Raw genomic sequence first — 22,338 nt, forward strand, 5'->3', positions numbered from 1 at the left:
GGCTTCGGAAGTAAGCTTTTGTCTCAGTTTTTATATACTTATTAGTTAAAAGTATAGACATTTAAAAGAAAGCGATTTATAATGTAAGTGTATACAATAATGAGTAATGAAAGTAGGGACATTTATGCAAAAAGTATTTAAAGAAGATTTTTGGTGGGGAGCTGCGACTTCTGGACCGCAAAGTGAAGGACGATTTAATAAAAAACATGCGAATATGTTTGATTATTGGTATGAAATTGAACCCACTGATTTTTACGATCAAGTTGGACCTGACGTAACATCAAATTTTTATAATAGTTTTAAAGAAGATATTGCGTTGATGAAAGAAGTTGGTTTAAATAGTGTGCGAACATCAATTCAATGGACACGTTTAATTGATGATTTAGAAACTGGGACTGTTAATGATGATGCTGTTCGTTTTTACAACGAAGTGATTGATGCTTTTATTGCAGCAGGCATTCGCCCAGTAATGAACTTACATCATTTTGATCTACCTGTAGAACTTTACCATCAATATGGCGGCTGGGAGTCGAAAAAAGTCGTTGATTTATACGTGTTGTTTGCTGAAAAATGTTTTGAATTATTCGGAGACCGTGTGAAAGATTGGTTTACTCATAACGAGCCAATCGTCGTTGTAGAAGGAGAATATTTACATCAATTCCACTATCCTAAAATTGTTGATGGCAAAAAAGCTGTACAAGTGGCGTATAATTTAAATCTAGCTTCTGCAAAAGCGATTCAAGCATTCAGAAAATTAGGGTTGCAAAACGATGGTGGTAGAATCGGGATTATTTTAAACTTAACTCCAACTTATCCAGCGTCTGATAGTGCAGAAGATGTTGCAGCAGCTAATATTGCAGAGTTATTTAATAATCGGATGTTTTTAGATACCGCAGTTCATGGGACATTTCCTGAAGAGTTAGTAGAATTATTTATTAAAGATGGTGTTTTATGGGAAAGTACCCCAGAAGAATTAGCCATTATCAAAGAAAATACGATTGATGTTTTAGGTGTGAATTTCTATCATCCAAATCGTGTGAAAGCACCGGATGTTGCGCCAAATAGTGTGGGTGAATGGTTGCCAAATCGCTATTTTGATGAATATAATATGCCGGGACGTCGCATGAACATTGATCGTGGCTGGGAAATTTATCCAAAAGCGCTGTATGATATTGCGATTAATATTCGTGATAACTATAAAAATATTCCATGGTTTGTATCTGAAAATGGTATGGGCATTTCTGGAGAAGAACGTTTTATGGATGAAAATGGTGTTGTTATAGACGATTATCGGATCGATTTTATTCGTGAACATCTTGAGTGGGTTCATCAAGGGATTGAAGAAGGGTCAAATTGTTTTGGTTATCATTTATGGACACCAATTGATTGTTGGTCTTGGGCGAATGCTTATAAAAACCGCTATGGATTTATTTCAACAAACATTCATACACAAATTAAAACAATCAAAAAATCTGGACACTGGTTTAAACAAGTAGCAGCAACAAATACACTGACAGATAACTAATTTTAAGCAAAAATATAGTGAGTAAGAGAAGACGACTATCGTTTTTTCCTACTCACTTTTTCGTTTTTTTATTAAACATATTCCACATTTAAAATAGAATACCCACGTTGATCATACCGATTTCGACTGCAAGAATACTCCAGTGGCCGTCCGTTTTTTAAATACACAACTTGCTGAACTTCCAGTACGGGATCATCTTTTTTACAGCTTAAATATTTTTGATCGTAAGCATCTGATTTTGCTGCTTGAATATTTCGATAGGCACCACCGAAGGTTAAGTTCAACTGCTCTTTGACATAAGAGTAAATAGAACCTTTTAAAACATCTGTTGTAAGTCCTGGAATTAAATCACAAGGCATATATGTATGCTCTAAAATAAAGGGCTCATCTTCAAGAATCCGTAGTCGGATAATTTTATAAACCGGCTGTTCTGGACTGATTGCTAAGCGTTCTTGGACTTGTTCAGAAGGAAATTCTACTTCAAATAAAATGACTTCACTGGTTAAATGTTTATGGCGATCGTGCATTTGTTTGCTTAAACCATCATATTCATTTACTGGCGAGGTATCTTTATCCCAAAATGAGCGGTTTAATATTTTGGTTCCAGATCCGCGTTGAGAATAAAGCAGACCTTCCATCGCTAAAATCCCAATTGCTTTTTTTACAGTCATGCGGCTCACATTAAATTCTTTCACTAAATCGGTTTGATTCGGCAAAAACGTATCCGCTTGATAAATATTTTCTTTAATACGCTCTCTCAGAGTATCAGCGATTTCTTCATATTTTGGCTTCATTTTGTGAACACCCCCTAACTAGTATTGTAACTGAAAATGAATGTCTAGACAATTCTAGAAAAAAGAAAGTGCGATTAAATCGCACTTTCTTTTTCTTTGTCCAATAAACGTAAGAACGGATACCAAATCACACCAACTAAAAGTAAATCAACAAGTTGTAAAATACCGCCTAAAAGTGAATTAGTCGCTAACATCCCACTAAAGAAAATCGGCACGGTCCATGGAACAGATACCCCGGTTGGCGCTGGAACAATCCCAACAGCCATAACAAAGTAGTTAAGTCCTGTCACAATTAATGGTGCTAACACCCAAGGAATTAGAATTGTCGCATTTAATACAATTGGCAACCCAAAGATCACAGGTTCATTTACGTTAAAAATACCAGGAGCCAAACTTAAACGTCCAATATCACGGTATTGTTTTTTCTTCATAACAAAAGCCATAATCAAAATAACTGCTAATGTCATTCCTGAACCGCCAAGTCCAACTGTAAAGGTTTCCATAAATGGTTTTGTGATAATATGAGGTAATTTTTCGCCTGCTTTGTAAGCATCTAAGTTTTCTAACATTAATGTGTTCCAGATAGGATCCATTACTGAGTTAACAATAATTTGCCCATGTAATCCGAAGAACCACAGAAATTGAACGAAGAACAACGCAATCAAAGTTGCTGGTAAGCTGCTGCCTAGACCGACTAATGGTTTTTGAATAATTTCATAGACAACATCATGCAGATTAGTATGGAATAAACCTGTAACAGCTGCATTGATCAGTAGAAAAACAGATAACGTTAAAATAGCAGGAATTAATGCCGCAAAAGATTTTGAAACAGCAGGTGGAACGCCATCGGGCATTTTAATTTGCCAACCTTTTTTGGTAACTCTACAATAAATTTCCCCTGCAAGAAAAGCAGCGATCATACCGATAAACATACCTTTAGCACCTAAACGATCTAAAGATAAAACACCAGTAACTTCGGTACCGTTTTCAAGAGTCATGACAAATGGAGTCAAAAGTAAGAAACTAGCAAAAGAAACGGCTCCGCCAAAAATGCCTTCAACATCATAAGATTTTGATAAATAATAGCCAATACCAAACGTAACAAAAACCGACATAATACTCATTGTAGCATTTTGACCGTTCCCAAATAGTGTTGACAGAGTTCCCTTGGTTGCGTCACTAAAGAAGGGAAGGTTGTTGATAACAACGATGATTGATCCAAACATTGTTAAGGGAAAAGCCAACATAAAGGCATCTCTAAGCACAGATAAATATCTGTTTTGCCCAAGCTTGTTCGCTAAAGGCATAATCTTTTCTCCAAGAGAATCCATAAAGCCATTCATACATCATCAGTCCTTTTCTTGATAGTTGTAATCGATTACAAAAGTAATATACCATCTTATTTTATAAATGTCTATACTTTTATTTTTTAATGGTCGTTTTTATTTTTAAGCAAAAGCCTACGCGTTGATATAAAGATTGATTTACGGGATAAACTACCTGAAGGAATCTTGTTTAATTTAGGAACTAAGAGGTACTTTTACTTTGAATTATTTAAAAAAATGTGAGTCGTATCATTAAAAAAAATACCTCAATTTACTTATACATAGATAGAAAGCTGTAAGGAAAAATAGTTATATTTTGCTATAATATGCACGTTTTACTACAATGATAGTAACAAAAAGATATCAAAAGGAGGCTTTATCATGAAACATATAAAAAAAGAGTTTCTACTTAATTGTAGTCCAGCTGATGCTTGGCAACTCATTATGGATCGGAGCAAGTATGAAAAATGGGCAGATGCTTTTCAAGGTGGGTCAACATATACAGGGAATATGGGATTGAATGAAACAGTTTCATTTGTTGATGATTCAGGGAATGGTTTGGTTTCTAAAGTAGTTGTTTTTGAACCTGAAAAAGAAATCAAATTCTCATTCTTAGGTGAAGTCAATGATGAAAAATATGTTGAAGTTCCTGAATTTGCCAATATGTTGGAACATTACATTTTTGAACCGATAGATAATCAAACAAAAATGTTTGTAGATGTTGCTATGGAAGATGAATATTATGATATGATGAACGACTTATGGGACAAAGCTGGAGTTGAACTTATAAAACTAAGCAACTAATCTAAGATATATTTTAATTGCTATTAGATAAAGACAATCATTAGTTGGTTGTCTTTATTTGTGTTCCTAATTCCTGCTCTGTAAGCAATTGTTACAAATTCTATCCAGCTAACAATGCTAATATTTTTTGCAAATTTCTCGCCCTGTATGATATTTATAAAATGACGATACAATTTTGATGAAAAATAGAAAAAAGCAGGAAACAAAACTAAAACAGTTTTATCTCCTACTCAATAAAGTTAAATTTCTAAAAATTAAATACTAGCACCGCCACCGCCAGAAGAACCTCCTCCGCCAGAGAAACCGCCACCGCCGCCAAATCCTCCGCTGCTACCAGAAGATCCGCCACCGTAGCCACCGCCATAACCGCCGCCCCAATACCAAGGACCACCGCGGCCACCACGACCACCACGGCTACTAAAGATAGCAACTAAGACGATGATTCCAATAAATATAACACCTAAAAAGTCTTCGAAACCAGAGCTGTCTTCAGAGGTTGCTTCATCCATATCATCATCTGACAACGTATTTTCATCTGCTGGATAATCGTAATGTCTATCAATTAAGGTTGTTACGGCGTTGAATGTATATTGAAGTCCTTTATTGATCGAAGCATCGTTATCCGATTTTAAATCCTCTTTTGCATGTTGTAAGATATTACCAGCGGTACTATCAGTAATAACATCTTCTAATCCATAGCCTACTTCTATGCGAACATTACGTTCCCCGTCATTTACTGCATATAGAATTAAAACACCATTATCTTCTTTCTGATTCCCAATTTGCCACTTTTTGAAAAGGTCAGGAGCGTAGCTGTCAATGCTATCCCCATCAGTTGAGTTGATGACAGCTAGAACAACTTGAGGTGCTTCTGGTTTTTCTTTATAAACTTCCCCTTTTTTATCCACTAAATTCTTTGTAGCATTGTTAAGAATACCCGGTTGATCTAAATAGAAATGATCTGGAGCGTTTGGTAGTACTTCTGCTGCTACAGGTAATTGAAAGCCAATTAGAAAACTTACAAGTAAAAATAAAATACTAGGTAAAAAACCTCGTTTAATGAGTTTCATTTTTCATCACTTCCCACTGGAAGAACTAGTGGATGAATCATCAAAATTAACAGAAGGCACAGAGCTTGCTGTAGGGTCAGCTTTAAAGTACTCTTTCTTGCCTAGTCCCATCATATTTGCAAAAATATTTTTTGGGAAAGAAACGACTTGTTCGTTATATTCTTGAACAACTTCATTGTAACGTTTACGCTCTACTGAAATTCGATTTTCAGTGCCTTCTAATTGAGTCATTAAGGTTTGAACGTTATCGTTTGATTTTAATTCCGGATAGTTTTCATTAATAACATTGATTAATGTTCCTACTGATTGATCTAATTCTTGACTGGCTTGAATTTTTTCTGAATCGGAGTTCGCTGATCCGTAAGCTTCACGAGCTTTTGCGATATCACCAAAGACTTTTTGCTCTTGTGTCATGCTACCTTTGACACTGTTGACTAGGTTAGGAATTAAATCAGCCCGTCTTTGCATCACGTTTTCCACTTGGCTCCATTGCGACTCGACAGATTGTTCCTTCTTCGCTAGGCCGTTATACTGACTGATCCCAAATATAACTAACAAAACAACGACGATCAGTGCGATCAACCCAACTTTTGATTTGCTGTTTTTCATATCCTTATTCCTCCTTAAATTTAAACGCTGAACAAGTTTGTGAGTAGAGCTGGTAAAGGCTAAACGATCCTTGATTTATTTATTCAGCTAGCTCACGAAACTAGTTAGTAATGATATTGTAATATTGCTGCAATGTTTTGACATCCAACTTAAGACCTATTTTAATACAGAAACGTTTGAATATTAGTTTTAGATAGTTTTATTATAAAGATTTTTTTATTATTAGCCAAAAAAGTCGATTATAGACCTTATTAACTACAGGACATGAGAAAGAATTATTGTCTGTTTTTGATATAAAATATAGCCGTTGTGAAAGTTAGAAAACAAGAAGATCAAAGGGCAGTTTAGCAACTGAGTCCAATTTTTTTTTAAAAGTAAAAGTAGATTAGACCCAACCTTTCTTTAATTTGTAGCGTTTACATAATATAGTGGATACAGGAGGAATAAAATGATTGATTATCGAATGAGTTATCTTAGTGACATACCGGCCGGAGTGGGTTACTCCATTCAAGAAATCAATGAAAGAACAGGTTTAACATCGGAATTAGTCATCGATCAACTAGGGAAAATAAACCAACTTTTAGAACAGTTTTCTTATGAGTTGATCTATTGGAAAGCTGATAAAATCTATTTTCCAAAGCAATTTACGGATAAATGGTTAGAACTTCAATTTGGAATTTTAGAATCAGAAATCTATTATTCGGAATCTGAGAGGCAAGCATTACTTTATTTGTTAACGTTGATTGAAAGAGATGATTTATCTGTTTACTATTATCAAGATTTTTTCCAAGTAAGCAAAAACACAATATTATCGGATATAAAAAAACTGCGTGAAGATTTGACTGAATATCAAATTACTTTAGAGTATTCGCGTAAAACCGGATTTTATTTGGTAGGAGATGAAGCGCAGATTCGTTTGCAAGCACATAGGATGATTGTAAAGGCAGCTTTATCACAAGCAGGGAAATTCGGATTAAAAAAAGGATTAATGAAGCAGTCAAAAACGCTGGAAGCTGATGTACGCCACTTTCTATTTGAAGCAATTAATTCTAGTGATTTAGTGATTGTTCCAAGTCGAATTGAAGAAACAATTTATTTTAGCTCTTATATTTTGTGTCGTGCTAACAAATACTCAGTTAGATTGGATAGACAGACCAAAACTATCCTGAAAAAACTGAATGCTTATCGCGGAAGTCAATTGTTTTTAAAAAAATTTTCTGATGTAGTTGATAGAGAAGATGAACAATTGTATTTTACCTTAATCTTTATGACGATTACTCAAGGAGAAGTTCGAGATACGGCGTTAGAATTTTTATTGGAGTGCGCCAGTCAGATTATTCATGAGATGGAACGTTTAGCCGCAATAGAATTTAAAGCCTATCGAAAATTATTGTTGGATCTTTTTTATCATCTAGTACCAGCGTATTTTAGAATCAACTATCATTTTTCTTTAGCCAATGTACTCATAGCAGAAATTAAAGAACAATACGGAGAGATTTTTGCGTTGACGAAAATTGCATTACAGCCCTTAGAAAAATTGGTTGGAAAGCAAATACCAGATGAAGAGATTGGTTACTTTACAATATTGTTTGGTGGAGAAATTGGTAACCAGAGAGAATTAAATCGTATCATTCGTTATAAAGCGCTTGTGTTATGTCCAAGTGGAATTAGTTCATCATTAATTATGCAATCGGAATTGAAAGAGTTATTTCCGACGATTGATTTTAGTTTGGCAACTACAGTGGGGCAATTTGAGAGCATCTCCGAATCAGATTATGATGTCATTTTTTCCAGTGTTTCATTAGATACGGCGAAAAAATGTTATGTAATTAATCCGATTATGACACAATTAGAGAAAAACAACTTAATTCGCTGTGTGCAAGAAGATCTACTGATTCCAGGCATTGTGGTACCTTCTGTTGATGAAATTATTGAAACTTTATTACCTTATATCGAGTTGAAACAAGGTGTTACAAAAGAAAAAATCTATCGTATTTTAAATCGAAAAATGATTAAAAAATTGAAAGTGAAAGAAGATGAGAAACCAATGTTATCTGAGTTGTTGACCTACGATATGATTCAATTTACAGATGAAAAATTGAATTGGGAAGAGGCGATTACCTACACCGCACAACCATTAAAAAAACAAGAAAAAATTACAGATAGTTATATTGAGGCGATGATTCAAAAAGTTAAGGATTATGGTGCATTTATTCATATTGGGAAAGGAATTGCCTTGCCACACGCTAGGCCAGAAGATGGTGTTAAGGACTTAGGAATGTCGCTGTTAAAGGTCAAAGCGCCTGTCTTGCTTTTAGATGATCCTAAGCATGAAATTAGAATATTTATTTGTTTAGCTGCAGTTGATAATGAAATGCATTTGAAGGCTTTGGCAAGTTTAACCAAAATTCTTTCAAACAAAGAAAAGTTGAAAAAATTATTAGCCGCATCGGACAAGGAAACAATTATTCAGTTACTAAAGGAAGGAGAATCATTATGAAAATGGCAGCAGTTTGTGGATCGGGATTAGGATCTAGTTTTATGGTGGAAATGAATATTGAAAATGTATTAAACGAGTTAGGGGTAACAGGGATAGAAGTGTCTCACTATGACATGGGAAGTGCAACACCAGACTTAGCAGATGTCTTTTTTGTTGGTGGAGATTTAGCAAGTAGTGCGCAGCATTTAGGAAATGTAGTCGTTTTAGACAGTATTATCGATATGGATGAATTACGTGAAAAAGTCAAAGTGGTTTGTGAAAAAGCAGGATTATTGTAAAGATAGTTAGTTTAATCAAATTTCTAAAAGTAAATGAAAGTGGGGAAGAGTAAATGAACGGTGTATTAAATATTTTGATTGATATTGCCAGCACTCCGGCAATTTTAGTAGCGTTGATTGCAGTACTTGGATTAGGTTTGCAAAAAAAGCCGGTTTCTGATGTTGTTCGTGGTGGAATTAAGACCTTTGTTGGTTTTCTAGTGGTAACAGCAGGTGCCGGTGTCATTGAAGGATCATTAGCGCCATTTGGTGATATGTTTCAGCATGCTTTTAACATGCAGGGAGTTGTTCCAAATAATGAAGCAATTGTTGCGTTGGCACTCACTAAGTATGGTACGTATACAGCTTTAATTATGTTGGCTGGAATGGCATTTAATATTTTGATTGCCCGTATTACTAGGTTTAAATATATTTATTTAACAGGTCATGCAACACTGTATATGGCCTGTATGATCGCTGTCATTATGAGTGTTACGAATATGAGCGCTGTACCTTTAGTTTTAGTCGGCGGCTTAGCTTTAGGATTGGCGAATACAATTTTTCCGGCAATTGCTCAACCGTTTACCAAACAAATTACCAAAAATGATTCCGTGGCTTTAGGACATACAGGAAACTTTGGTTATGCACTGAGTGGGTTTATCGGAAAATATGTTGGAAATAAAGAGAAATCAACAGAAGATATTAATTTTCCTAAAGGTCTCTCATTTTTGCGCGATTCAACTGTTAGTATTACGTTAACTATGGGAATTGTGTATACGATTGTAGCGTTATTTGCAGGAAATAGCTATATTACGGAAAATCTTAGCAATGGAACGAATTACATTATTTACGCGCTACAACAGGCAGGGATGTTTGCGGCAGGTGTATTTGTTATTTTAGCAGGAGTTCGTTTGATTTTAGCTGAAATTGTACCAGCATTTAAGGGGATTTCAGAAAAATTAGTTCCCAATTCAATTCCAGCGCTGGATTGTCCAATTGTTTTTCCGTATGCACCGAATGCAGTTTTGATTGGCTTTTTAACAAGTTTTGTTGGCGGAATTGTGAGTTTGTTTATTATGATCGCAACAGGGACGACTGTGATTATTCCCGGAGTGGTACCGCATTTCTTTTGTGGAGCAACAGCTGGTGTTTTTGGAAACGCAACTGGCGGAGTAAGAGGTGCTGTGGTGGGTTCATTTATTCATGGAGTGATTATTAGTTTTATGCCGATTTTATTAATGCCTGTTATGGGAGATTTAGGCTTCCAAGGTTCGACTTTCTCTGATACAGATTATGGTGTAACTGGAATCTTTCTTGGTAAATTAGCTGATATGGGCGGTCAAATTGCAGTGGTCGTTGGCGTTCTAGCAGTACTAGCATTGCTGATTGCATTAACAGTTTTCGGCAAAAAAACAGCAACAAAAACGAAGGAGGCTGCATAATGGATATTCAAAAATTTGCGGATCAAATTCGTTACTATACGATGAAAGAATTGGCTAATTTAGGATTTGGACACTTTGGCGGTAGTTTATCTATTGTGGAAACTTTAGCTGTTTTATATGGAAAGGTGCTAAATGTTTCGCCAGAAAGAAAAGATGATCCAGATCGTGACTATTTTGTTCTTTCTAAAGGTCATGCAGGTCCAGCACTTTATGCAACTTTATTTTTGAAGGGCTATTTTGATGAAAAAATTCTTTTTAGTTTAAACCAAAATGGTACCAATTTACCCTCTCATCCAGATCGTATCAAAACGCCTGGAATAGATATGACGACAGGTTCCCTCGGACAAGGTATTTCAGCTGCAACGGGCATTGCTAAAGGAAATCAATTATTAGGAAAAGAGAATTTCACGTATGCAATTGTTGGTGATGGTGAATTAAATGAAGGGCAGTGTTGGGAGGCTTTCCAGTTTGCAGCACATCAAAAGCTGGATCATCTCATTGTAATGATTGATGATAACAAGAAACAACTGGATGGTTATACTACTGATATTTGTGATCCGTTTGATTTTGTTGAAAAAATGCAGGCTTTTGGTTTTAACAGTTGGCGAGTGAACGGGGCAGATGTCAAAGCGATTGAGGCTGCGATTATACAAGCAAAACAAACGAATGGCAAACCGACAGCAATTGTTTTAGATACAGTTAAAGGACAAGGAGTTTCTTATTTTGAAAGGTTAGCAGACAATCATCATGTGCGGCCTGATGAAGCTGGAAAAGCAGCAATTAGCGAAGCTATCAACACGTTGGCGCAAAAAATTGAGGTGGAAAATCAATGAAAGAACTAGAAATGCGACAAGTCTATACTAAAACAATCCAAGCATTAGCTGCACAAGATCAAAAGGTAGTTGCGCTAGAAGCAGATCTAGCCAGCTCGATGGGAACAAGCAAATTAAAAGCGGCGTTAGGCAATCGTTATATTAACGTTGGGATTATGGAAGCAGAAGAAATGGGTGCGGCTGCTGGATTAGCGGTAACGGGTTTTATTCCCTTTATTCACACGTTTGCTCCTTTTGCAACAAGGCGTTCATTTGATCAGGTATTTCTTTCGTTGGGCTATGCTAAAAACCATGCGGTGATTGTGGGAACCGATCCAGGAGTCACAGCAGAAATGAATGGTGGAACCCATATGCCGTTTGAAGATATTGCATTGATGCGGGTTATTCCAAAGAATAATATTTATGAAGTATCGGATCCTTATCAGTTTAAAGCTATTTTAGAATACGCTCATAAGGCAAAGGGCTTGTTTTATATTCGAACGATTAGAAAACAAGCATGGTCAATCTATGATGCAGATACTGATTTCTCTAAAGGTTATTGTAAGTTAAAAGATGGAACGGATGGAACTATTTTTGCCAGCGGGATTATGGTGGAAGAGGCGCTTCTAGCAGCTGAAAAATTAGCAAAAAAAGATGTTTCTGTGCAAGTTATTGATCTTTTTAGAATTAAGCCAATGAATGAAAATATCGTGATTGAAGCTGCTAAATTAGGACCGATTGTCACAGCAGAAAACCATAATGTGGTTGGTGGATTAGGCAGTGCAGTAGCTGAAATAATTGCTGAACACTATCCAGTAAAAACGAAACGGATAGGGGTTAAAGAACAATTTGGACAAGTAGGGAAAATAGCGTATTTGAAAGAAGTGTATGGTTTACAAGCAAAAGACATAGTTGAAGCTATTTTTGAAGTTTTAAAATAGTCATTTTAAAAAGAGGTTTGAGTGAACTTGTGTTTATTTCAGGCTTCTTTTTTATGGTATGATAAATAAAACAGTTAACGTGAGGAGTAGATATGCAAAAAAAATCACAACCAAACTATCAATGGTATCATGAACAATGGGGCAAACCCACTCATGATGATCGTTTACTTTTCATCTTACTAACTGTAGGAACGTTTCAAGCTGGTCTAAGTTGGAAAGCAGCAGCCGGTAAATTGTCTGTTTTTTTAAAAAACTTTCATAATATGGAGATTCAAAAAGTTGCTGGAATGATGCCGGACGATGTTGAAAGGGTTATGCAAGATCCAGAGATGATCCGTAATCCAAGGAAAATCCAAGCCACAATCCAAAATGCTCAAGCAATTTTAGCTGTGCAACAAGAATATGGCAGTTTTGCCGAGTATATGTGGGATTTTGTTGGCGGAGTTCCGCGGTTGAATGTGTATGAAGAAGTCTATGAAGTCCCCAATGTGACACCTTTATCTAAAACTGTTGCCAAAGATCTGAAAAAGCATGGCTTTACTTTTGTTGGTCCAGTGGTGACCTATATGTTTATGAAGGCAAGCGGAATGATTCAAGATGAGGTATTAAACCGAGAAACAAAATAGAGCATCTGAAAAAGCGTAGTCTAATCATCGGACTGCGCTTTTTTAGGTTTAGTAAAAATCAGAACTAGGAAAATCTTCAAAAAAATCAGACTGTAAATATTGAAGCAGTTCATAAATATATTTTGTCGAAATCATTTGCCGTTTAAGTAGTTCATTCAATGTACGTAATGATTGTTCGGCAAGATCAATCATCCTTTTGGGAGAATCTGCTTGAAATTGGCTAAGTATTTCTCTGACTTCATTCAATGACCATGTAGATGCACGAATCATTCTGATAAACAATAGTTGTTGGATTGCGTGTTCATCAAACATACGATAGTTACTTTCTGGATCACGGGGAACTTCAAGAAGATGTTCTTTGGTCCAATGACGTATCGCCGTTTCGGTAATCGCCAAACGCTCAGCTGTTTCTCCAATCGTTAACCAGCCTCGTTTTGGCATTTGGGTAATTTCTTGCCATTCTTCCTCATGTAAAAGTGCTAACGTTTGATCTGAAATTTTTTTTCGTTGATTGAGTTTCACTTGCTCGGTATTGATTAACCAAAATGTAGCGGTGTAGTCATTTGTTTGGATTGTATTCATGATCTTTTCTGCAGCGTGATAGCCATATGCAATTGTAGTTGCTCTAATCGCACGGAAATAATGAAGACTTTCTTGGGTGTAAAGGCGGTAGCCGCTGCTGCTTCGCTCAGGTAATGGAAGGAGTTGTTTTTTCTCATAGTGTCGCAATAAACTGGTGCTGATGTTTAACTCTCTGGCAATCTCAATTGGTCGAATCATTTGAACTATTCCTCCGGATAACAAGCTTTTTCATTATTATAGTCTATATAAAAATATTTGTAATTAAAAACCTTAGAATTTGCATTAATGTGATACTATAAGGTTAGTCTGGTTTTATCTAGCTGATTAAATTATTTTTCCGAAAATAGATAAATTGTCAGTGAGCCAAAAAGCGTCTCAAAGCCAATTTCCTAATTTTCTACAGGATTAAACGAATTGTTCCGCTTTTAAATTTAAGGAGGATTTTTATGACAGAATATGTAACGATTACTGGGGCACGAGAAAATAATTTGAAGAATGTTTCTGTTAAAATACCCAAACGACAAATAACCGTTTTTACAGGTGTTTCAGGATCAGGTAAGTCTTCCATTGTATTTGAAACCATTGCCAATGAATCCCAACGACAATTAAATGAAACATTCAGTGCTTTCGTTCAAAACTTCTTGCCAAAATATCAACATCCAGATGTGGACAGTATCGAAAATTTAGCGACTTCAGTCGTCATCAATCAAAAACGTCTTGGTGGAAATTCTCGTTCAACGTTAGGAACGATCACGGATATCAATCCTTTATTAAGGGTACTTTATTCAAGATTTGGAACCCCTAGTATTGGAACAGCCAACTATTTTTCATTTAACGACCAAGCTGGTATGTGTCCAGAATGTCAAGGGATTGGAAAAACTGTTCGAATTGATGAAGATAAATTCTTAGATCGAACACAATCTTTAAACAGTGGTGCTATTCAATTTTCAGCATTTAAAAACACCGAATGGTATATGAAAGGCTATTTGGATTCAGGACTTTTTGACAATGATAAGAAAATTGAAGACTATACGGAAAAAGAGTTAGACACATTGCTTTATGGGAAAGATTTTAAAGTGAAAATTGATGGTGTTAATTTAAGCTATGAAGGGTTATTCACGAAGTTTAACCGTCTGTATTTACAAAAAGAAGGCGAAATATCGCCGCGAACGCAAAAATTAATCAATGAATATACGATTGAAGACAACTGTCCATTGTGTGAAGGGAAGCGATTAACTCAAGCTTCATTGGCTGTTAAAGTTGGAGCGTATTCGATTACTGATTTTACCTCAATGGAACTTGGGAAAATGTTGGAAGTGTTAAAAACAATTGAGATTCCTAACGCTTTACCCGTTATTAGAAATCTTCGAGAAAAAATTAGCCATTTGGTTGAAATTGGGTTAGGTTACCTTAGTTTAGATCGTGAAACTGCAACGTTATCTGGCGGCGAATCGCAGCGAGTAAAAATGGTGAAACATTTAAATAATAGCCTTGTAGACCTTATTTATATTTTTGATGAACCTAGTATTGGGCTGCATCCTAGAGACGTTCACCGTTTAAACGAGCTATTAGTAAAATTAAGGGATAAAGGCAATACGGTGATTGTGATTGAGCATGATCCAGATGTCATAAAAATTGCCGATCACGTGATTGAAGTTGGCCCTCATGCTGGAAAACATGGTGGAGAAATTATGTTTGAAGGAAGTTACAAAGCATTGCTTGAGTCCGATACATTAACAGGACGCTTCTTAAAAAATCAAACAGAATTAAAAACACAAATTAGACCAGCCTTAGATTTTTATCAAGGTCGCTCGTCAAGTAAACATAATTTGAAAAACACTGCATTACGAGTGCCGAAGAAAACGCTGACGATGATTACAGGTGTAGCAGGTTCAGGGAAAAGTACCTTAGTAAAAGATTCATTTTTAGCAGAATTTCCTGAAACAATCGTGATCGATCAAGCGGCAGCTCAAACCAATTCACGCTCGAATCCGGCAACGTATATTGGCATTATGGATAATATTAGGAAATTATTTGGTAAAGCCAACGACGTTTCGCCATCATTGTTCAGCTATAACTCCAAAGGTGGTTGTGAAAACTGTAAAGGGCAAGGCTATATTGAGACGAATCTAGCCTTTATGGAAACAATAAAAAGTGAGTGCGATGTGTGTCACGGAAAACGGTATAAACAAGAAGTATTAGCCTACCAATTCCAAGGGAAAAACATTACTGAAGTTTTAGCGTTGACGGTGGAAGATGCATTGGCATTTTTCAAAGAAGCAGCAATTTTGAAAAAAGTTCAAGCGATGGATCAAGTTGGGTTAGGCTATTTGACTTTAGGCCAATCAATGAATACCTTATCTGGCGGAGAATGTCAACGAATGAAATTAGCCAGTGAGTTTTATAAAAAAGGCAGTATTTACGTGTTGGATGAACCGTCAACAGGATTGCATTTGTCTGATATTGAACATTTACTGCAAATTATGAATCACATTGTGGATCAAGGAAATACGGTGGTTGTGATTGAGCACCATGTTGATTTGATTAAGCAAGGAGACTGGATCGTAGATATCGGTCCTGATGGCGGTAATCAAGGAGGAGAGATCGTGTTTGAAGGGAAACCAGAAGCAATCAAACAGAGTCACTCGATTACTGGACAGTTTATTTAGCGATAATTAGAAAAAAAGTCGAAGAACTCTGAATCTTCGACTTTTTCTATTACTATGAACACTCATTATTTAGCTTTAGTATATGTATCCAAGTTTGCTTCAGTTTCAGCAAGTAAAGTACCAAAATGTTGATAAACGACCTCAAACATTTCAGAACAAGCCTTTATAACTTGCGGCGTTCTCTGTACATTTGGATCAAGGAAGTGCTGCATAAAATGAAGTGCTTCATGCCATGATTTTAGCTCATGCAAAGAAGCTCTTGCGGCCAAAATATCTTGGTAAGCGATTGTTTTCGATTCTTGTGATTTTTCCATGTCTACATTCTCCTAGTCTAAATTTGATAAAAAATCCAACTAGATAGACAAATAAAAAACGATCAGACCCACGCCTCATAGTTTTCAATAGACAAAAACCACAGCAAACATCTTGCCACAATCCAAAAGAATTTCTCACATAAGGTAGAAATTCACGCTGAAATTGGGTACAATAAAACATGCTGGTACTTCGGTATCGGCTATCGGCAACTTGTATTGGCAGTTACTGCTGTCTTTACAGGGCCTCATTATTTTGGTTCCCGCCAAAGTAATGAGGTGCCGTTTTTTATTTTCTATCAGGTCGTTGTTACACAGTAGGATAGCAACAAAAAAAGATATCGGGAAGATTTCCCAATACCTGTTCATCAATAGTATGAGCCAACCTTACTATTTAACTTCTCATCAAATAAAACACGACAAAAAAGAAGCAGTCAAAGACACTTGATTTTTGTACAATGAAAAAAGCTAGTTGTAATGTTAGCGACTATTGGCGACTTGTTTGGGCAGTTACTGCTGACTTTACAAGGACTTCCAGTATAAGGTTCCCGCCAAATACTTGAAGTGCCAATGATTATTTAAATGTGATGGAGCTTTATGAACTTTTACTAGTTCGTAAAGCTTTTTTCGTTACTATCCTATATCAATAAGTATAAAGAACTTAACATGAATGGTCAATACGAACAAAGGAGAAAAATAATTGATTTTTAAATATAAGTTAATTGTATATAATGTGATGTACTTAATTATTTTTATAAGATATAATTTACATGAAAGGTTGTAAATAAAAAAGGAGTCTTAATGAAATGATTGATGTTAATGGTGCAGAAGCACAAAATCAGGCAACTAAGATTGGTCAAGCCAATGATAAATTAACGATTTCGCAAACTGTTACATTTTCCTCTGGTACAACTGTGCCAGGAAATACTACAGCAACTAGTACTTTTGAAGAATTTAAAACCTCTTCCACAACAATCCAGCAACTATTAAATCGTGATGTAGCAAATATTTACAGCTTTGTTGCGGCGTTTGAACGAGCAGATTCTCAGACAAAAAAGTTATTTGACATGCCATTTACAGGTTTGACGAAATAGCTATTGAAGCTTTTAGCTTAAGGAGTGGATTATATGGAAGAGGATGACATTAGAAAGAAACGAATGGAAAACGAAGAAAAGCAAGAAGAGAATGTTCAGCTTAGCCTGTTACTAGAACGTCAAATGGATGAATATGAACAGCTGGCTACCAGGGAACGGATACAAAATGAACGGATAGTAGCCTATTTTTATGGACAAGTAGAATTTTCTTTTTTTGAAGATATTGTTGAAGAAGCTCGCATAGAAGAATGTCGTTTTTTTGATGAAATGAATGAAGGTCAGGAAATACTAACGAGAAATAAAAGACAATTGGATGATCGCTCTGAAGCACTTTATGAACAAGAATTACAAGCTATCAGAGAGGAGGAAAATGCTGATGGTAAAAATGGTGATTGGTGAAGTTCAAACTCAAACAGAGCAAATTAAAATATTTGGAAAAAGCTATAGTGACGCATTGGAGTCTGTTTCAACTGTAACGCAAGGGATTCTACTTGCGGTCGGTATGAGCGGAGAAGGAATGGACGCAATAAAAGGCTATATTTCAAGTGCGTACCCAGCATTATGTAAAGCTGCTATTTTACATGGTGAAGCAGTTGTACAAGCCAACGAAAACTATCTGAAAGGCTATAAATCAAAGTGTGGAAGTAAAGATTTAGATTCGGAAGAATTAGAAGAACAAATTCGAGAAGCGGATAATTTGATTCAAAATTTTCAGTCTTCAAAAGATAGTTTCACCCAAGCTAAACGAAATTTGTCAGAAGAGAACTCTAAATTGATGGGAATGATTTTTCAAGCAGCAATTAATAGTATGGATGCAGGAATCGCTCGAAATCAAGCAAAAAAGACTAAGTTAGAAGAAAAACTTCAAAAGTTTCTTGAATTTTGTGACCAGTCTACCAGTTATTTTGACGGTTTGAGTGATACAGGAATTTTACTTACAAAAGGGATGCAGGCTTTAGGTGTTAATGGCGACGGCAGTATTGGTGCAGGAAGTTGGAATGGCAAAGGATTTTCTTTGAAGGATACAGCTTGGATGAAAGATGTGAATAAACGTTGGAATGATAGTCATCAAAAAAGTGAGCAGAAATTTGTGAGAAACTTGAAAGAACAGTATGGATTTGATGATGAGACAGCGCAAATTATTTTGAAAATGAAAGAAAATATTGAGAAAAATTATCCTAATCTTTCACAGAAAGAACGAGACTATATTCTGAATCGTTTACTAGGTGGTTTAGTATATGGTGAAGGAAGCTTAAAACAAGCTGCTATGTGGGCCAATACAGCAGGTGTAGGGATTACTGATGGCGGTGGTGATGCTATGTCGATTGAGGATCAGTTAAAGAAATTACTTGGCTTAAGTGATACAGACTATGATTTATTACGTTATAAAGTAAGAATACAAAACATGATTTCATCATCTTGTAATATATCTTTTAGTGATCTAAACAAAGATCAACGACAAAAATTCAAAAATACTATGGGGCAAGCTTTGGGATATGATTTATCAACGGAAGATTTTGAAAAATTATGGAATGACCAATATAATCAAATGAGGGGGAGAGGAGACTTTGCACACCAGTCTATTACACAAGCTACCATTTTAAATCCAGGTATTCCAGCAGCTGCTGGAAATGGCGGTCGTGAAAATGCTAATCGTTTATCTGGTTGGAAAGGTGATTCAACGAAAGCGGCTGAAGCAGTACCAAGCTTAGGTCCAGATGATTATAAAGCAGATTTGGATTCAGAAAATATAACGTATTTAATGAACAAAAATCAATGGTCTTACATGGATGCAATGAATTATTATCATGCTCGTTTGCAATTAGGACAAAGTCGAGCAGAAATTTTTACTGAACATACATCGTATAACGAAGTGAAAAAAACTATATTTGATAATCTAAAAGTTAACTCTATGAAAGAATTAAAAGAAAAATACTATGATTCGTATCGATTTTTATGTAACTTAAAGGATAAAAATAATGAATTGAAGGATTATTAGAATGAAAAAAAAAATCTTTTTTATTATATTACTGATACTGATTGCCTTTGGTGGTTATAAAGGTTGGGAATATCTAAAAGTTAAAAATATTTTTGATGAAATATATTACTCAGAATATGATGATCTTGGTTATGTTTTAAATCAAAAAGGCTTTCCAAAGATGAAACAAATTGAACGGTGGGATAGAAAAACAGCAGATACCAAGAATGTTGCAGGACCAGTAATTGAGAGTTATAAAGAAGAATATTTGGAGAATGGTGAGTCTTTGTCATTTAGTTTTATGTTTTCGAAAAAAGAGTTTTATATAGGATATACTAAAAAAATAGATTCCAGTATCTCTTATGATATTGGATATAGGTATAATATTAAAACAAAAAATCTAAATGAAGACATCAGCATTATAGATGACAACATAGAAAAATGGGATATAGAAAACGCTGATCAAATCCAAAAATATTTTGATAAATACAATATTTCAAAGGAAGAAGTACGAATAGTAGCGGATAAAGTCCTATACAATAAAGTTATCAAGGATTGGATCAATACTTATCCTAGTCGTTTCTCTACAAAGGATATTGGGAAAGTGGTAATCAAGAAAGATACATTTTTAGAATAAATTGAAATAAGTAAAAAATGAAGAAAAAAATCAAGATTGTTGTATTATGTATATTTATAGCTTTTATCGAATATAAGAGCAGAGAATACTTGAAAGTAAAAATATTTTTGATGAAGCTAAGAAAGATAATACCCTAATCGAAGATAATGAACAGTTAGAGAAATATCTTAGTCAGTATAATATGACAAAAGAGCAATTAAATAGAAAAACTGATGAAGTATTATATGATAGATATTGTGTTAAAAGATTAGGTTACTAATTATAAAAAGTCGCTTTTCTCTTAAATTTACTGGGAAGTTGATCATTTGGAAAGATATTTTTTTAATAAGGGAGTAAACATATGATTTCTAAAGAGGTAAGAAAAGAAATAGGATTACCAATAACTAAAGATATAATTTATTACAGACATGTCGTTGGTAGTGAATATGAAAAATACGATGTATCAGATATTCATATTGTAAACAGATATCCATCAGGAAGTTTTTCATTAAGAATCACTTTGCCGGAATCTTTGCTAAATGAATTGAGGGAAGTAAATATATTATCTGATTTTTTGATTCATATGCAAAAACCGAGCTTTATTCGAGATATGACAGAAGTTGAGTATGAATAATTTAATATAATCATCTATTTTAAGTCGATAACGTAGAATTTAAAAGAGAATATTCCACTCACTTGACTAGGCAATATTCTCAATAAAAATTGTTGGTTTTATTCTTGTAAGATTATCTTGTGTATTTAAATAGATAATAAAACTAGCTAAAAGTGAGCAGATAAAACAATTTTTCATTGTTTTGTCTGCTCACTTTTTATATCAAAACCTTTTACAACTTTTCACCATTACTCTTAATCACTTGCTGATACCAATCAAATGATTTTTTCTTAGAACGTGCCAGTGTCCCTTGACCTTCATTATCCTTATCCACATAGATAAAGCCGTAGCGTTTTTTCATCTCACCAGTCCCCGCAGAAACTAAATCAATAAAGCCCCAAGGTGTGTAACCAATCAATGGAATACCATCGTATTCAACAGCTTCTTTCATCATTTCGATATGAGCTTTTAAATACTCAATTCGATATTGGTCATTAACAGTACCATCTGGTTCAATTTCATCAATGGCACCAAAACCATTTTCAACGATGAATAACGGTAATTCATAACGTTCGTTAAACCAGTTCATGGCATAACGTAAGCCTAACGGATCAATTTGCCAGCCCCAATCGGATGCTTCTACATAAGGGTTTTTCACTAAATCTTTCGACTCATCGTAATCAAAAGCCGGACCTTTATCATGATCTTTGATCGCAAACGACATATAATAACTAAAACCGATATAATCCACACAACCATGTCTTAAATCAGTTAAATCCTGTTCGGTAATGTCTAAATCAAAGCTTTTACGAGTTAGATAATTTTCCATAAAACTTGGATAATGACCTCTTACATGAACATCCGTAAACCAGTAACGTTTTTGCATCGCACTAACCGACATCATCATATCTTTTGGATCACAGGAATATGGGTAAATTGGACACATTGCAATCATACAGCCAATTTGGAAATCCGGATTGATTTCATGTCCAATTTTAACAGCTTGGGCACTGGCTACTAATTCGTAGTGAGCTGCTTGATACATGATTTTTTCACGATCTTCGCCTTCCTGATACTTAATACCAGAGTTGGTAAATGGTGCAAAATCTTCAGCAAAATTCGCTTGATTGTTGATCTCATTGAACGTCATCCAATACGTCACTTTATCTTTATATCGTTCGAAACAAACACGGGCAAACTTAGCGAAGAAATCAATCATTTTACGATTGCGCCAACCACCATATTCAGTGACTAAGTGATAAGGCATTTCAAAGTGAGACAATGTAATAACAGGTTCAATCCCATATTTCAAACATTCATCAAACAAATCATCGTAAAATTGTAATCCTTCTTCATTTGGTTCGGTTTCATCACCATTGGGGAAAATCCTTGTCCAGGCAATGGATGTTCTGAAACAGTTTAGTCCAAGATCAGCAAATAATTTTACATCCTCTTTATAATGATGATAAAAATCAATCGCTTCATGGTTCGGGTAATTTTCTCCTTGTAAAACGCCATCAGTGATTCTTCGGGGTACTCCATGAGCGCCAACGGTCATAACATCAGCCACACTCACTCCTTTACCACCTTGGTCCCAACCACCTTCTAATTGATGAGCAGCAACTGCGCCGCCCCAAAGAAAATCTTCTCTTAAAATTGACATGAAATCTACTCCTTTAACGTACTAAGTTCTTTTATAACGATTTATTTTACTTGTAATGATCCACTGCACACGATAGGAAGAATAAGTTGAACGGATTTAGTCAATGT

The 22,338-nt window shown here is 35.2% G+C and carries 21 protein-coding genes; 14 read left to right on the forward strand and 7 right to left on the reverse strand.

Annotation, left to right across the window (positions count from 1 at the left end; translation table 11 throughout):
• Positions 1-124 precede the first annotated feature (124 nt).
• Positions 125-1,525: a glycoside hydrolase family 1 protein gene (locus C240_RS04370; RefSeq protein WP_271491476.1), complete on the forward strand. Its 1,401-nt coding sequence runs from the start codon at positions 125-127 to the stop codon at positions 1,523-1,525.
• A 71-nt stretch (positions 1,526-1,596) separates the two neighbouring features.
• On the opposite strand, the gene C240_RS04375 is transcribed toward C240_RS04370, so the two are convergent.
• Entirely contained in the window at positions 1,597-2,319 is a 723-nt protein-coding gene (locus C240_RS04375) for a GntR family transcriptional regulator (RefSeq protein ID WP_271491479.1), read from the reverse strand.
• Positions 2,320-2,393: 74 nt separating this feature from the next.
• Positions 2,394-3,662, reverse strand: coding sequence for a PTS cellobiose transporter subunit IIC (gene celB / locus C240_RS04380; RefSeq protein WP_271491483.1), 1,269 nt, complete (start codon positions 3,660-3,662; stop codon positions 2,394-2,396).
• 363 nt (positions 3,663-4,025) lie between these two features.
• Between celB and C240_RS04385 the strand changes: the two genes are divergently transcribed.
• Positions 4,026-4,448 (forward strand): activator of HSP90 ATPase, encoded by a 423-nt coding sequence (locus C240_RS04385; RefSeq protein ID WP_271491486.1) that lies wholly within the window; start codon positions 4,026-4,028, stop codon positions 4,446-4,448.
• Between the two features lie 254 nt (positions 4,449-4,702).
• Here C240_RS04385 and C240_RS04390 read toward each other — a convergent pair whose 3' ends face one another.
• Together C240_RS04390 and C240_RS04395 are read right to left on the reverse strand one after the other, a co-directional pair.
• Positions 4,703-5,518, reverse strand: a complete 816-nt coding sequence (locus C240_RS04390) for a TPM domain-containing protein (RefSeq protein WP_271491488.1) — start codon at positions 5,516-5,518, stop codon at positions 4,703-4,705.
• Between the two features lie 6 nt (positions 5,519-5,524).
• Positions 5,525-6,127, reverse strand: a complete 603-nt coding sequence (locus C240_RS04395; protein WP_271491491.1) for a LemA family protein — start codon at positions 6,125-6,127, stop codon at positions 5,525-5,527.
• A gap of 448 nt (positions 6,128-6,575) precedes the next feature.
• On the opposite strand from C240_RS04395, the gene C240_RS04400 reads away from it, so the two are divergent.
• From C240_RS04400 to C240_RS04425, 6 genes are all read left to right on the forward strand, one after another.
• Positions 6,576-8,627: a BglG family transcription antiterminator gene (locus tag C240_RS04400; RefSeq protein WP_271491494.1), complete on the forward strand. Its 2,052-nt coding sequence runs from the start codon at positions 6,576-6,578 to the stop codon at positions 8,625-8,627.
• Complete coding sequence (locus tag C240_RS04405) at positions 8,624-8,905, forward strand: PTS sugar transporter subunit IIB (protein ID WP_271491497.1); 282 nt, start codon at positions 8,624-8,626, stop codon at positions 8,903-8,905. The genes C240_RS04400 and C240_RS04405 overlap by 4 nt, the downstream gene beginning before the upstream one ends.
• Before the next feature lie 53 nt (positions 8,906-8,958).
• On the forward strand, positions 8,959-10,326 hold the full coding sequence (locus tag C240_RS04410) for a PTS ascorbate transporter subunit IIC (RefSeq protein WP_271491500.1): 1,368 nt from the start codon (positions 8,959-8,961) through the stop codon (positions 10,324-10,326).
• Positions 10,326-11,159: a transketolase gene (locus tag C240_RS04415; RefSeq protein WP_271491503.1), complete on the forward strand. Its 834-nt coding sequence runs from the start codon at positions 10,326-10,328 to the stop codon at positions 11,157-11,159. The genes C240_RS04410 and C240_RS04415 overlap by 1 nt, the downstream gene beginning before the upstream one ends.
• A complete protein-coding gene (locus tag C240_RS04420) occupies positions 11,156-12,079 on the forward strand; it encodes a transketolase family protein (RefSeq protein ID WP_271491506.1) in 924 nt (307 codons plus the stop codon). The genes C240_RS04415 and C240_RS04420 overlap by 4 nt, the downstream gene beginning before the upstream one ends.
• Before the next feature lie 92 nt (positions 12,080-12,171).
• Entirely contained in the window at positions 12,172-12,705 is a 534-nt protein-coding gene (locus C240_RS04425; protein ID WP_271491509.1) for a DNA-3-methyladenine glycosylase I, read from the forward strand.
• A gap of 48 nt (positions 12,706-12,753) precedes the next feature.
• On the opposite strand, the gene C240_RS04430 is transcribed toward C240_RS04425, so the two are convergent.
• A complete protein-coding gene (locus tag C240_RS04430; RefSeq protein WP_271491512.1) occupies positions 12,754-13,485 on the reverse strand; it encodes a MerR family transcriptional regulator in 732 nt (243 codons plus the stop codon).
• Positions 13,486-13,733: 248 nt separating this feature from the next.
• Here C240_RS04430 and C240_RS04435 point away from each other — a divergent pair, with 248 nt between their 5' ends.
• Complete coding sequence (locus C240_RS04435) at positions 13,734-15,956, forward strand: excinuclease ABC subunit UvrA (RefSeq protein ID WP_271491515.1); 2,223 nt, start codon at positions 13,734-13,736, stop codon at positions 15,954-15,956.
• A 65-nt stretch (positions 15,957-16,021) separates the two neighbouring features.
• Here the strand turns inward: C240_RS04435 and C240_RS04440 are convergent, their stop codons facing one another.
• On the reverse strand, positions 16,022-16,270 hold the full coding sequence (locus C240_RS04440) for a hypothetical protein (RefSeq protein ID WP_271491517.1): 249 nt from the start codon (positions 16,268-16,270) through the stop codon (positions 16,022-16,024).
• An 803-nt stretch (positions 16,271-17,073) separates the two neighbouring features.
• Here C240_RS04440 and C240_RS04445 point away from each other — a divergent pair.
• The 5 genes from C240_RS04445 to C240_RS04465 all read left to right on the forward strand — a co-directional run bounded on the left by C240_RS04445 (position 17,074) and on the right by C240_RS04465 (position 20,589).
• Positions 17,074-17,361 (forward strand): TIGR04197 family type VII secretion effector, encoded by a 288-nt coding sequence (locus C240_RS04445; protein WP_271491520.1) that lies wholly within the window; start codon positions 17,074-17,076, stop codon positions 17,359-17,361.
• 33 nt (positions 17,362-17,394) lie between these two features.
• Positions 17,395-17,760, forward strand: a complete 366-nt coding sequence (locus tag C240_RS04450) for a hypothetical protein (protein ID WP_271491523.1) — start codon at positions 17,395-17,397, stop codon at positions 17,758-17,760.
• A complete protein-coding gene (locus C240_RS04455; RefSeq protein ID WP_271491526.1) occupies positions 17,738-19,360 on the forward strand; it encodes a hypothetical protein in 1,623 nt (540 codons plus the stop codon). Before C240_RS04450 ends, C240_RS04455 begins: the two co-directional genes overlap by 23 nt.
• 1 nt (position 19,361) lies before the next feature.
• The gene (locus tag C240_RS04460; RefSeq protein WP_271491529.1) at positions 19,362-19,976 is read left to right on the forward strand and encodes a TipC family immunity protein; all 615 of its coding nucleotides are present in this window, start codon (positions 19,362-19,364) and stop codon (positions 19,974-19,976) included.
• Between the two features lie 340 nt (positions 19,977-20,316).
• Positions 20,317-20,589 (forward strand): hypothetical protein, encoded by a 273-nt coding sequence (locus C240_RS04465; protein WP_271491532.1) that lies wholly within the window; start codon positions 20,317-20,319, stop codon positions 20,587-20,589.
• A gap of 211 nt (positions 20,590-20,800) precedes the next feature.
• Here C240_RS04465 and C240_RS04470 read toward each other — a convergent pair whose 3' ends face one another.
• Positions 20,801-22,231 carry a 6-phospho-beta-glucosidase gene (locus C240_RS04470; protein ID WP_271491535.1) on the reverse strand — a complete coding sequence of 477 codons (1,431 nt, stop codon included), beginning with the start codon at positions 22,229-22,231 and terminating at the stop codon, positions 20,801-20,803.
• Positions 22,232-22,338: the final 107 nt, after the last annotated feature.

The sequence above is a fragment of the Enterococcus sp. 5H genome, from assembly GCF_028128615.1.
Taxonomy (GTDB): Bacteria; Bacillota; Bacilli; order Lactobacillales; family Enterococcaceae; genus Enterococcus_L.